At 46.8% G+C, this 12,085-nt stretch carries 15 protein-coding genes and 1 other annotated feature; of the genes, 11 read left to right on the forward strand and 4 right to left on the reverse strand.

Annotation, left to right across the window (positions count from 1 at the left end):
• Window positions 1-3 precede the first annotated feature (3 nt).
• From SB24_RS16405 to SB24_RS19750, 3 genes are read left to right on the forward strand one after another with little or no spacing between them, the layout of a single operon-like run.
• Complete coding sequence (locus tag SB24_RS16405) at window positions 4-462, forward strand: PRC-barrel domain-containing protein (protein WP_015417904.1); 459 nt, start codon at window positions 4-6, stop codon at window positions 460-462.
• A gap of 12 nt (window positions 463-474) precedes the next feature.
• The gene (locus tag SB24_RS16410) at window positions 475-666 is read left to right on the forward strand and encodes a hypothetical protein (RefSeq protein ID WP_003152738.1); all 192 of its coding nucleotides are present in this window, start codon (window positions 475-477) and stop codon (window positions 664-666) included.
• Window positions 667-687: 21 nt separating this feature from the next.
• Window positions 688-819, forward strand: coding sequence for a YrzQ family protein (locus SB24_RS19750; RefSeq protein ID WP_003152741.1), 132 nt, complete (start codon window positions 688-690; stop codon window positions 817-819).
• A gap of 35 nt (window positions 820-854) precedes the next feature.
• Here SB24_RS19750 and SB24_RS16415 read toward each other — a convergent pair whose 3' ends face one another.
• The 4 genes from SB24_RS16415 to SB24_RS16430 are packed head-to-tail and all read right to left on the reverse strand — an operon-like array spanning window position 855 to window position 3,813.
• On the reverse strand, window positions 855-1,511 hold the full coding sequence (locus tag SB24_RS16415) for an amino acid ABC transporter permease (RefSeq protein ID WP_015417903.1): 657 nt from the start codon (window positions 1,509-1,511) through the stop codon (window positions 855-857).
• Between the two features lie 18 nt (window positions 1,512-1,529).
• A complete protein-coding gene (locus SB24_RS16420) occupies window positions 1,530-2,180 on the reverse strand; it encodes an amino acid ABC transporter permease (protein WP_015240286.1) in 651 nt (216 codons plus the stop codon).
• Between the two features lie 56 nt (window positions 2,181-2,236).
• A complete protein-coding gene (locus tag SB24_RS16425) occupies window positions 2,237-3,064 on the reverse strand; it encodes a transporter substrate-binding domain-containing protein (protein ID WP_007408208.1) in 828 nt (275 codons plus the stop codon).
• 20 nt (window positions 3,065-3,084) lie between these two features.
• Window positions 3,085-3,813: an amino acid ABC transporter ATP-binding protein gene (locus SB24_RS16430; RefSeq protein ID WP_007408209.1), complete on the reverse strand. Its 729-nt coding sequence runs from the start codon at window positions 3,811-3,813 to the stop codon at window positions 3,085-3,087.
• Window positions 3,814-4,031: 218 nt separating this feature from the next.
• Between SB24_RS16430 and SB24_RS16435 the strand changes: the two genes are divergently transcribed.
• The 8 genes from SB24_RS16435 to SB24_RS16470 all read left to right on the forward strand — a co-directional run bounded on the left by SB24_RS16435 (window position 4,032) and on the right by SB24_RS16470 (window position 12,074).
• On the forward strand, window positions 4,032-5,093 hold the full coding sequence (locus SB24_RS16435) for an AI-2E family transporter (protein ID WP_033574169.1): 1,062 nt from the start codon (window positions 4,032-4,034) through the stop codon (window positions 5,091-5,093).
• A 43-nt stretch (window positions 5,094-5,136) separates the two neighbouring features.
• Window positions 5,137-5,344: a binding site (T-box leader), on the forward strand.
• Between the two features lie 80 nt (window positions 5,345-5,424).
• The gene (gene alaS, locus SB24_RS16440) at window positions 5,425-8,061 is read left to right on the forward strand and encodes an alanine--tRNA ligase (RefSeq protein ID WP_039254385.1); all 2,637 of its coding nucleotides are present in this window, start codon (window positions 5,425-5,427) and stop codon (window positions 8,059-8,061) included.
• 84 nt (window positions 8,062-8,145) lie between these two features.
• Window positions 8,146-8,412 (forward strand): IreB family regulatory phosphoprotein, encoded by a 267-nt coding sequence (locus SB24_RS16445; RefSeq protein ID WP_012118070.1) that lies wholly within the window; start codon window positions 8,146-8,148, stop codon window positions 8,410-8,412.
• 8 nt (window positions 8,413-8,420) lie between these two features.
• Window positions 8,421-8,837, forward strand: a complete 417-nt coding sequence (gene ruvX / locus SB24_RS16450; protein WP_003152750.1) for a Holliday junction resolvase RuvX — start codon at window positions 8,421-8,423, stop codon at window positions 8,835-8,837.
• A gap of 12 nt (window positions 8,838-8,849) precedes the next feature.
• Complete coding sequence (locus tag SB24_RS16455; RefSeq protein WP_003152751.1) at window positions 8,850-9,131, forward strand: DUF1292 domain-containing protein; 282 nt, start codon at window positions 8,850-8,852, stop codon at window positions 9,129-9,131.
• 110 nt (window positions 9,132-9,241) lie between these two features.
• Window positions 9,242-10,333 carry an endolytic transglycosylase MltG gene (gene mltG, locus SB24_RS16460; protein WP_012118069.1) on the forward strand — a complete coding sequence of 364 codons (1,092 nt, stop codon included), beginning with the start codon at window positions 9,242-9,244 and terminating at the stop codon, window positions 10,331-10,333.
• 151 nt (window positions 10,334-10,484) lie between these two features.
• On the forward strand, window positions 10,485-11,138 hold the full coding sequence (locus SB24_RS16465; protein ID WP_007408213.1) for an O-methyltransferase: 654 nt from the start codon (window positions 10,485-10,487) through the stop codon (window positions 11,136-11,138).
• Between the two features lie 6 nt (window positions 11,139-11,144).
• On the forward strand, window positions 11,145-12,074 hold the full coding sequence (locus SB24_RS16470) for a peptidase U32 family protein (protein ID WP_007408214.1): 930 nt from the start codon (window positions 11,145-11,147) through the stop codon (window positions 12,072-12,074).
• Window positions 12,075-12,085: the final 11 nt, after the last annotated feature.

Here is a 12,085-nt window from a genome sequence, read left to right on the forward strand (position 1 = left end):
ACTTTGAGAACATGCCATGCAGCTGAAGGACGAACAGTATATGACGAAAACACCGGGTGCAGTCTCGGGATGATATCGGATGTATGTTTCTCTCTGGACGGCCGGTTTCTCGGTTTCGTGCTGGAGCAGAAACGCCTGTTTCACAACCGTCATCTTTTTTTAGAGGCAAGTGATATAAAAGAGATGGATCAAGAAGCCGTAGCTGCCGGTCATGCTCATTTGCAGCCTTTGCCGAAGAGCTGTTTCACCTTTGAACAGATTAAGATGCAGCCGGTGAAATCGCCTGATGGTGAAATGTTCGGTTTGCTGGAAGATGTATACTTTTGTTTGGACAGGGGCATAATCGTAGCATATGAACTCTCGGACGGCTTCTTTTCAGATCTGGCCGGCAGACGCCAAGTGCGCCGCGCCGCCGATACGCTTATTGAAGCGGGGAAAGAAGGCATCGTCCTGAACGGATAAGAGGTGTAGTCTGTGCTTGTATGTCCGAACTGCAAAAGTAAAGATATCGGCAAAATCGGCGTAAACCAATACTATTGCTGGGGCTGCTTCATTGAGCTGACGGTGGCCAAAGGCAAAATTGCGACACATCAAGTAGAGGAAGACGGCACATTAAGCAGTCTTGATGATTTGTTTTCTGAAGACGAACGCAGTATCAATTTTTAAAGTTGAAAGGAGATACGCGCGATGGGCAGAACAATGACCTCTCTGTTGGCTTTAGGAGCTGGAGCCGTTATGTATCGTATGGCTTCTCAATCCGATATGCTGAATAAAAAAGGTATGAAACGGATGAGAAGACGAGTCATGAAAATGTTTTAAGCAGAAAAAAGGATACTTCTCCGGAAGTATCCTTTTTACGTTTGTCTCGCTTCCAGCCGTCTGGCTGCGAGAGACAGGCTGTAATTGACCGCGAAATACATCAGGGCCGCCAGCAGAAAGATCGGGAAAAAATACCCTCCGTCAGCGCTTTGTCCGTTTAAGATCTGCGCGTTATGAATCAGTTCGGGCAGAGCGATGACGACCGCAAGTGACGTATCCTTTAATAAAGAAATAAACTGGCTCACAATCGGAGGAACCATACGCCTGAGCGCCTGCGGCATGACGACGAGAAAAAGAGTCTGCGTGTACGTCAGTCCTGAAGAACGCGCCGCTTCAATCTGTCCTTTGTCAACGGATTGCAAACCGCTTCTGATGATTTCTGACAGCATGGCCGATTCAAAAATCGTCAGCGCCGTAATGGCGGCCGCGGTAATTTCCAGTTTGATCCCGATTTCCGGAAGGGCAAAAAACGTAAAGAAAATGATTAATAACAGCGGCAGGTTGCGGATGGTTTCCACAATGGCCGCTATAATGCCCGAGACGATAGGAATTTTCGCATAGCGCAAAGTGCCGGCGGCAAGCCCGAAAATAAAACTCAGGACAATGGAGATCAGCGCAACATAAAGTGTGACCAAAAAGCCATCCCATAAAAACAGCAGATGGTCAGGTGTATAGGCGCCGCTAAAATCCATGTTTTCCACTCTCCTTCTCTAATAACTCTTTCCGAGATGTCTTTCCAAATAGTGAACCCCGATGCTGAGCGGGATCGTTACTATCAAATAAAAAAGCGCGACGAAAATATAGACATCAAACACGACAAGAGTGCTTGAGGAAACGAGATCCGCCTGATACATCAAATCGAGTCCCGCCACCACTCCGAGTATTGATGAGTTTTTGACAAGGTTGAGAAATTGGTTTCCGAGCGGGGGAATCACGATCTTTACGGCCTGAGGAAGAATGACGTATCTCATCGCCTGACTGTAGGTGAAGCCTGACGATCTGGCCGCTTCCATCTGCCCTTTGGAGACAGTCTGAATTCCGGCTCTGATGGCTTCTGCGATAAAGGCGGACGTGTAAATCGTCAGCGCAATCGTTCCCGCCTGAAAGCCGTCCAATCTCAGCCCGGCGTTCGGAAGTCCGAAATAAAAAACGAATGTGATGAGGAGAAGCGGGATGTTGCGGATAAATTCCACATACGCAGTGCCGATCCATTGAAGGGGTTTGAAAGCCGTGATTCTCATGACTGCGATCAGAACGCCCAGCGCAAAGCTGCCTGCCAGCGCGATGAAGCTCGCAAGCAATGTGTGCAGGAAACCGTCCATATACATATCGAAGTTTTCCGTTAAAATTGAAAAGTTCATCTATGTCACTCCTTATAAAACGGGGATGAGCATGCCTGCTCATCCCGCGGTCCTTTCTATTTTGCCGGTTCTTCTTTAATCCATTTTTTATAGATTTTTTCGTACCTGCCGTCGGCTTTCATTTTTTTCAAAGAGGCGTTGATTTCCTTGATGAGTCCGGATTGGCCTTTTTTGACGGCGATTCCGTAAGGTTCATCGGTGAAGGTTTCGCCTGTCAGCTGATATTGTTTATTTTCATCTGCCATGCCGTATAAAATCGCATTATCGGTTGTGAGCGCATCTCCCTGTCCCGCTTTAAGCGCAGTGAACGCTTCGGCGTAATTTTCAAATTCCAGCACTGAGGCGTCAGGCGCTTTTTCTCTGATGTTTTGTGAGGAAGTAGAGCCTTTTACCGCCAATACTTTTGAGCCTTTTCCCAGGTCTTCGGTGCTTTTGATGCTGCTTCCTTTTTTGACGAGCAGGGATTGCCCGGCTTCAAAATAAACATCTGAGAAATCAACTTCTTTTTTCCGCTCATCCGTTATCGTCATCGTGGCGGTGATGGCATCGATATCGCCGTTTTGCAGCATCGGAATTCTCGTTTTTGACGTCACTTCTTTAAATTCCGCTTTCTTCTCATCCCCCAGAATATCTTTTGCGAGCTGTTTTGAGATATCAATATCGAAGCCTTCAATATCACCGGAGCTTGGGTTTTTCAGCCCGAATAACCTCGTGTCGGTTTTGACGCCGAAGATGATTTTGTCTCTGTCTTTAATAGAGGCTAACGTGTCTTTTCCCGTTCCTTTTGAATCTCCGGACGTTTCTTTCCCTCCGCAGGCGGCCAGCATAAAGACGGCCAGCAGTGATATCAATCCGAATGACAGCCATTTTGTTACGCGTGACATAAGCACTCCTCCGTTTCTTTTCAGTGATTTAAAATACGGCTTAAGAATAAACGCGCCCTCTCTTCACGTGGGCTTTCGTAAAATTCAGCCGGTGCAGCTTCTTCTAAGATGGCTCCGCCGTCGATAAACACGATGCGGTCCGCCACTTCTTTTGCGAATCCCATTTCATGTGTGACGACTGCCATGGTCATGCCTTCCTTTGCGAGTGTTTTCATGACATCCAGCACTTCCCCGATCATTTCCGGATCAAGCGCAGATGTGGGTTCATCAAACAGCATAATTTCGGGCTTCATCGCAAGCCCCCTGGCGATGGCGACACGCTGCTGCTGGCCGCCGGAAAGCTGTGAAGGATAAGCGTCCGCTTTTTCCGGTATACCGACTTTTTTCAAATAGTATAAGGCCGTTTCTTTTGCTTCTTCTTTTGATTGCTTAAGTACTTTGATCGGTGCGAGCATGATGTTTTGCAGAACGGTTTTGTGCGGGTACAGATGAAAATGCTGGAACACCATGCCGATATTGCGGCGGACCTTATTTATATCCGTTTTCTTGTCATGGATGGAGACGCCGTTTACCGTTAAGGCGCCTCCATCAACTGTTTCCAGCTGATTAATGCAGCGGAGAAGCGTGCTTTTTCCCGATCCTGAAGGTCCGATGATAACGACGACTTCCCCTTTTTTAATGTGCAGATTAATGTTTTTCAGCACGTGGAAATGTCCGTAGTGCTTATTTACATCCTGAAATGAAATCATGGCCAACCTCCTTAAAAAACATGAGTCATATTGACTGGACAGTTTTAAAACCCCTTAACACATTACGATAGTTATACAGATTTTTATGAATATTATTTAGATTATTTCGTAATTTCTGATAATTGTTTCCGTCAAGAGGTCTGTGTCATAAGGCGGAGTTTATGAAACGGGAATAATTCCGGCTTTCTGTCAAAAGATAAAGCAAGAGGTGAAACGTCATGCTTCAAAAACCGCTGCAGCTCTTAATGTGGACGGCTGTATGTCTGCTCGTTTTGTTAACAGTGTATGTCTTTTGCATGCTCGATATGTTATGGTCTCCCATTTGGCTTGTTATAAAATCTCTCTTTATTCCTATATTCATTGCAGTATTTATTGCTTATCTTTTACTTCCGATTACTGAATGGCTTCATAGAAAAGGGATGCCTAGAACTTTAAGCCTGCTTCTGATTTATTGCCTGTTTTTCGGCGGAATCGGCTGGGGGGGTTATAAAGGGGTTCCTGTTTTAATTGAACAGCTGCAGGATCTGTCTGAGAGCATTCCCGGTCTTGCCAAAAACTACAACAGCATGCTGAAGCATCTGCATAATCACACGGATCATTGGCCTGACGGCATGCACCATCGAATGGACAAAATGATTCAGCAGACAGAAACGTTTCTTGCCGGCACGATTGAAAGCACGATCAGAAGCATCCGTTTCGTGCTTGATTATATCCTGATCGCGGCGACGATTCCTTTTCTCGTGTTCTATATGGTGAAGGATATAGACGTCATGAAAAAGACGGTCTGGTATTTGACGCCGAAGTCCTGGAGAAAAAGGGGGAGTGAATTTCTGCGGGATGTGGACGACTCTCTCGGTGATTACATCCGCGGTCAGCTTCTCGTTTGTTTTTTGCTCGGGCTAATAGCCGGCGTTTCATTTTGGCTGTTCGGGCTTCCTTACCCGCTGATTTTGGGCCTTGCCATCGGGATTACGAATGTCATCCCGTATTTCGGTCCTTTTATCGGCGCTGTACCGGCGCTGCTCCTTTCGCTGGCGATTTCTGCTAAAGCTGTGATCATCGTAATCGTCACGATTTTTATTCTGCAATTTATAGAAGGAAACATTTTGAGCCCGCTTATTGTCGGGCGCAGTCTCAGAATGCACCCCGTCGTGATCATGCTGGCGCTCCTTGCCGGAGGAGAGCTCGCGGGCATACCCGGCATGATTCTCGCTGTTCCGGCGGCAGCCGTTTTAAAAGTGACGGCCATACACTTTTTGCGGATCAGGACGGAACATTGACATTCGGGTTCTGCTTGTCTATAATTTCGAGTAGAATACATACGAATCTCGAGTGACGGATATGAGTACGCCGAAGCCCTGTTTAAGAGAGAAGCTCCGATACGCTGAAAGGAGCTTCAGCAGAAGATCGGCCGAAGCTAATCCTGAGTGCAGTTAAAGGCTGCCGCAGTCCTGCGTTACGGGATGAAAGGTGACAGGCCTTTTTCGGCCTGTAATCAGGGTGGTACCGCGAGACAGCTCTCGTCCCTGTGTGAACGCATGGTTTGCATAGGGAGAGAGCTTTTTTGCTGTCGCAAAAGAGAATTTCGGGTAGTGATAAGGAGGAATATAGATGAAACACTTAACTTCTGCTGAAGTGCGTCAAATGTTTTTAGATTTCTTTAAAGAAAAAGGCCATGCCATTGAACCGAGCGCCTCATTGGTTCCGCATGAAGATCCGTCTTTATTATGGATCAACAGCGGCGTTGCGACGCTGAAAAAATACTTTGACGGCCGCGTTGTGCCGGAGAATCCGAGAATTGTAAACGCGCAAAAATCAATCCGAACAAATGATATTGAAAATGTGGGGAAAACGGCGCGCCACCACACGTTCTTTGAGATGCTCGGAAACTTTTCCATCGGTGATTATTTTAAAGAAGAAGCGATCACGTGGGCATGGGAGTTTTTAACGAGCGAAAAGTGGATCGGCTTTGATCCGGAGCTGCTGTCTGTAACGGTTCACCCTGAGGATGAAGAAGCTTATACGCTATGGGCGGAAAAAATCGGCGTTCCGGAAGAAAGAATCATCCGTCTGGAAGGGAACTTCTGGGATATCGGCGAAGGCCCGAGCGGACCGAATACGGAAATTTTCTATGACCGCGGCGAGAAATACGGCAATGACCCGTCAGATTCTGAATTGTATCCGGGCGGCGAAAATGATCGCTATCTTGAAGTATGGAACCTGGTATTCTCAGAGTTCAACCACAACCCGGACGGCACGTACACACCGCTTCCGAAGAAAAACATTGATACGGGCATGGGGCTTGAACGGATGGTCTCCGTGATTCAGGATGTCCCGACAAACTTTGACACTGATTTGTTTATGCCGATTATTGAAGCAACAGAGCGCATTTCCGGAGATGCTTACGGAAAGGATGCAGTGAAGGATACGGCCTTTAAAGTGATCGCCGATCATATCAGAACGGTCGCATTTGCGGTAAGCGACGGAGCTCTGCCGTCAAATGAAGGGCGCGGGTATGTACTGAGACGCCTCTTGCGCCGGGCAGTGCGATACGCGAAAACCATCGGTATCAGCCGTCCGTTTATGTACGAACTAGTACCGACTGTTGCAGGAATTATGGACGCTTTCTATCCGGAGGTGAAAGAAAAGCAAGAGTTTATCGCCAAAGTCATCAAAACGGAGGAAGAGCGCTTCCACGAAACATTAAACGAAGGTCTGGCCATTTTATCCGACGTGATAAAGAAAGAGAAGGAAAAAGGCAGCGGCATCATCTCCGGAAAAGACGTATTCAAACTGTACGATACGTACGGATTCCCGGTTGAATTGACGGAGGAATACGCGGAAGATGAGCAAATGACGGTTGACCATAAAGGCTTTGAAGCCGAAATGGAAAAACAGCGTGAACGGGCGAGAAATGCGCGCCAAGATGTAGGAAGCATGCAGGTTCAGGGCGGCGCATTGCGCGACATTACCGCAGAAAGCACATTTGTCGGCTACAGTGCCGTAAAAGCTGAAGCGAAGGTGATCGAGCTTCTTCATGACGGGCAATTAATCAGCGAGGCGCATGAAGGGGATACCGTCCAAATCCTTCTTGACAAAACGCCTTTCTATGCTGAAAGCGGCGGACAGATCGGTGACAGAGGAGTGCTGAGAAGCGAGCAGGCTGTCGTAACCATTAAAGACGTGAAAAAAGCTCCGAACGGTCAGCATGTACACGAAGGCACGGTGGCTAGCGGCACGATTCAAAAAGGCGCAAGCGTGACGGCTGAAGTTGAAGATCAAATGAGAAGCGGCGTGGTGAAAAACCATACGGCAACCCACCTCCTGCACCAGGCGCTGAAAGACGTTCTCGGCACACATGTCAACCAAGCGGGTTCACTCGTTACCGAAAACCGTCTACGTTTTGACTTCTCTCATTTCGGTCAAGTGACGAAAGAAGAACTTGAACGCATTGAAGGAATCGTCAACGAAAAAATCTGGGAGAGCATTCCGGTAGCGATTGATTTGAAACCGATCAATGAAGCAAAAGAAATGGGGGCGATGGCCCTGTTCGGCGAGAAATACGGCGATATCGTCCGCGTCGTACAAGTCGGAGATTACAGCCTTGAGCTTTGCGGCGGATGCCATGTCACGAATACGGCTGAAATCGGCCTGTTTAAAATCGTATCCGAATCAGGGATCGGCGCAGGTACGCGAAGAATTGAAGCCGTAACAGGAAAAGGCGCTTATCAGGAAATGAACAGCCAGCTCAGCCTTCTGCAGCACGCTGCGGACGAGCTGAAATCAAACGTAAAAGACGTACCGAAGCGAATTCAGTCTCTTCAAGCGGAGCTGAAGGAAGCGCAAAGAGAAAATGAATCATTGCTCAGCAAACTCGGCAATGTGGAAGCCGGAGCCATTCTGTCTAAAGTAAAAGACATCGGCGGCGTAAAAGTGCTGGCTGAAAAAGTAAATGCGAAAGACATGAACCACCTTCGCACTATGGTGGATGATCTGAAAGCGAAGCTCGGTTCTGCGGTCATCATTCTCGGCGCCGTGCAAAATGAGAAAGTCAACCTTTCAGCAGGCGTGACGAAAGACCTGATCGAAAAAGGCCTTCATGCCGGCAAAATGGTCAAACAAGCGGCTGAAGTCTGCGGAGGCGGAGGCGGAGGCCGTCCGGACATGGCGCAGGCCGGCGGAAAGCAGCCTGAAAAATTGGAAGAGGCGCTGGCATCTGCGGAAGATTGGATAAAATCCGTTTTATAATCCTTTCAAGTAGTGTAGAATGATGATAAGATGAGGACCTCAGGCTGAACTTTGCCTGCGAATTTGGGAAAGAGGTGCAAAACGGTGAGCTCGTTTGATAAAACGATGAAATTTAATTTCTCCGATGATTCTGCTGAAACAAACGTCGAAGAAGTGCTGAATACGGTATATGATGCGCTTCAGGAAAAGGGGTACAATCCTATCAACCAGATTGTCGGATACTTGCTGTCTGGAGATCCTGCATACATTCCTAGGCATCGCGACGCCCGGAACTTAATTCGCAAACTGGAACGTGACGAATTAATCGAGGAATTGGTAAAATCCTATCTAGAACAGCATAAAGAGGCGTAAATACATTCATGAGAATATTGGGACTTGATCTTGGAACGAAAACACTCGGCGTAGCTTTAAGCGATGAAATGGGCTGGACCGCTCAAGGCATTGAGACGATAAAAATAAACGAGGCTGAAGGAGATTACGGTCTGGACCGTTTATCCGAGCTGATGAAAGACTATAATGTAGAGAAGATCGTGCTCGGTTTTCCGAAAAACATGAACGGGACGATCGGTCCGAGAGGCGAAGCCAGCCAAACATTTGCGAAACTGCTTGAAACAGCGTACAATGTCCCTGTTGTGCTGTGGGACGAGCGTCTGACGACGATGGCGGCTGAAAAAATGCTGATCGCGGCTGACGTCAGCAGGCAAAAACGAAAAAAAGTCATTGATAAAATGGCGGCTGTCATGATCCTTCAAGGATATCTGGACAGTTTAAACTAAGAGGTGAAAAAAATGGAACACGGCGAAAAACACATTACAATTGTCGATGATCAAGGCAACGAACAGCTTTGCGAAGTGCTGTTCACATTTGAAAACGACACATTCAACAAATCTTACGTACTTTATTATCCGATTGATGCTCAAGACGATGATGAAATCGAAATTCACGCTTCAAGCTTCGAACCGAACGAAAACGGTGAAGACGGCGAACTGATGCCGATTGAAACTGATGAAGAGTGGGAAATGATCGAAGAAACGCTGAACACGTTTTTAGCGGAAGAAGACGAAGAATAAAATGAACGGGAAAAGCCGGAGCGCATATGCGCTTCGGCTTTTTTTTGTAATAAATTGCCGAATGCACATGAATCATGTAGTATAAGAGCTGTTGGGAGGAAAATACTTGTATGAATATCAATCAGACTAAACATTCATTTCCGCGTAAAAACAAAAAAACGACGATAATACTGTCCTCCGTGATCGCTCTGCTTATCATCATTTGCGGTGCTTTTTTCTATGGAAAATCTCTGCTGTCCCCGGTTGACAAAGGCAGCAAAACGGCAGTCAATATTAATATTCCGAGCGGTTCTTCCGTTTCGGCAATCGCTGAAATTCTTGAGGATCAGCATGTCATCAAAAGCAAAAAAGCATTTCAGCTGTATGTGAAGTATAAAGGCGCTTCCGGGTTTCAGGCGGGATTTTACCACCTGAATAAAGGAATGGATGCGGATGCGATTATCAAAAAACTGACCGCGGGATCAACGGGATATGCCTTTCAGATCTCCGTTCCTGAAGGAAAACAGCTTACGCAGATTGCGGAGGCGATCGCAAAAGAAACATCATATTCAAAAGAAGAGATCATGGCGAAACTGGATGACAAAACTTTCATCGGCAAATTGAAAAAACAGTTTCCTGATACGATAACGGACGCACTTTCAAACAAGAAGCTCAAGCATCCGCTCGAAGGCTATCTGTATCCGGCCACATATCCGTTTAATGATCCGGATGCATCGCTTGACACGATTTTGACGGCAATGGTTCAGGAAACAAACACCCGTATCGAAACGTATAAATCTGAACTGGAAAAAAAGAAACTTTCCGTCCATAACGCGCTGACAATGGCATCGCTAATTGAAGAAGAAGCCACCGCCAAAGCCGACCGTCACAAAATCGCCAGCGTTTTTTACAACAGGCTCGAAGAAAAAATGCCGCTGCAGACTGACCCGACGGTATTATATGCGGCCGGTAAGCATAAAAGCCGGGTCTACTACAAAGACCTGAAAATTGATTCTCCGTTTAATACGTATAAACATAAGGGGCTGCCGCCGGGACCGATTGCAAATGCCGGTGATTCATCATGGGAAGCGGCTCTCCGCCCTGACAAAACGGATTATCTCTATTTCCTTGCAAAATCAAACGGCGAGGTCGTTTTCACCAAAACATTAAAAGACCATAATAAAGCGAAGGAAAAGTATATTTCCAAAAAAGACAGCGAATAAAAGGAGGGCAAAAGCTCTCCTTTTATTCCATTCTGAAAGGTTTTATGATAAAATATATCGGGTTGTTTACTTATGGATAAAGAAGTGTCTTAAGAGAGTGTCCCCGCGGATTCGTCAGGGGCACTCCTTTTTAGAACGGAGGCTGTTTGCCGTGAATGATCGGTATGAACAAATAAACGAGTATATAAACGCGATGCTGAAGCCTCGGCCTGATAAAGTGAAAAAGCTTGAAGCCTATGCAAAAGAGCACCATGTTCCGATTATGGAAGAAGCGGGCATTGAAGTGCTGCTTCAAATGCTGTCGATTCAACAGGCGAAAAACATTTTGGAAATCGGCGCGGCAATCGGATATTCCGCCATACGGATGGCGCTTGAGCTTCCGGATGCGAATATTTACACGATTGAACGGGACGACAAACGCTATGAAGAAGCTGTGAACAATATAAAAGACTTTGAAATGGAAAACCGGATTCACGTAATGCACGGGGATGCGCTGGATCTTTCTGAGTCTGTCCGTGTCACGGCTCCTTATGATGCCATTTTTATCGACGCGGCCAAAGGCCAGTACACGAACTTTTTTGAGCTCTATGAACCGATGCTTGCGCCGGATGGAGTCATTTTTACGGACAATGTTCTGTTTAAAGGGCTGGTGGCACAAAATCACTCGGACATTGAGCCGAAAAGAAGACGGAAGCTTGTTGAAAAAATTGATCAATATAACCAATGGCTGATGGACCGGCCTGACTATCAAACGGTCATACTGCCGGTCGGAGACGGCATCGCCATCAGTAAAAAGAAGAGGTGAAGGATCATGAAAAAACCTGAACTTTTGGTGACTCCGACTTCTGTACAGGATATTCTTCCGCTCATTCAAGCGGGCGCAACGGCCCTGTTGGTCGGAGAACAGAGATACGGCCTGAGACTGGCCGGTGAATTTTCAAGAGAAGATATAAAAGAAGCCGTAAAGACAGCTCATCAGGAAGGCGCGAAAGTGTACGCCGCCGTCAATGCTATTTTTCACAACGAAAAAGTGGACGAGCTGAACGGCTATCTTGCCTTTTTGCAGGAGGCCGGCGTTGATGCGGCTGTTTTCGGTGACCCGGCCGTTTTAATGGCGGCGCGTGAAGCGGCTCCCGAGCTTAAACTGCATTGGAGCACGGAAACAACGGGAACCAACTACTATTCCTGCAATTACTGGGGACGCAAAGGCGCACGGCGGGCAGTGCTGGCTAAGGAATTAAATATGGACAGCATCATTGACATAAAAGAAAACGCCGAAGTGGAAATTGAAATTCAAATCCACGGCATGACGTGCATGTTCCAATCGAAGCGTTCTTTAGTGGGCCATTACTTCGAATACCAAGGTAAAGTCATGGACATCGAACAGAAGAAAAAAGAAGCGGGGATGTTTCTGCATGACAAGGAACGGGGCAATAAATACCCGATTTTTGAAGATGAAAACGGCACGCACATCATGAGCCCGAACGATGTGTGCATGATTGATGAATTAGAGGACCTGATGGACGCCGGCATCGATTCTTTCAAAATCGACGGAGTTTTGAAGTCTCCTGAATACTTAACTGAAGTGACCCGCATGTACAGAGAAGCAATCGATTTGTGCTTCGAAAGCCGAGAGACATACGAAGAGAAAAAAGAGAGCTGGATAGAGCGGATTGAAAGCATTCAGCCTGTGAACAGAAGCATCGACACAGGATTCTTCTTTAAAGAAACGGTCTATTAAAAAGGAGGGTG

Origin of the sequence: Bacillus sp. Pc3 (genome assembly GCF_000815145.1) — a bacterium.
GTDB lineage: Bacteria > Bacillota > Bacilli > Bacillales > Bacillaceae > Bacillus > Bacillus velezensis.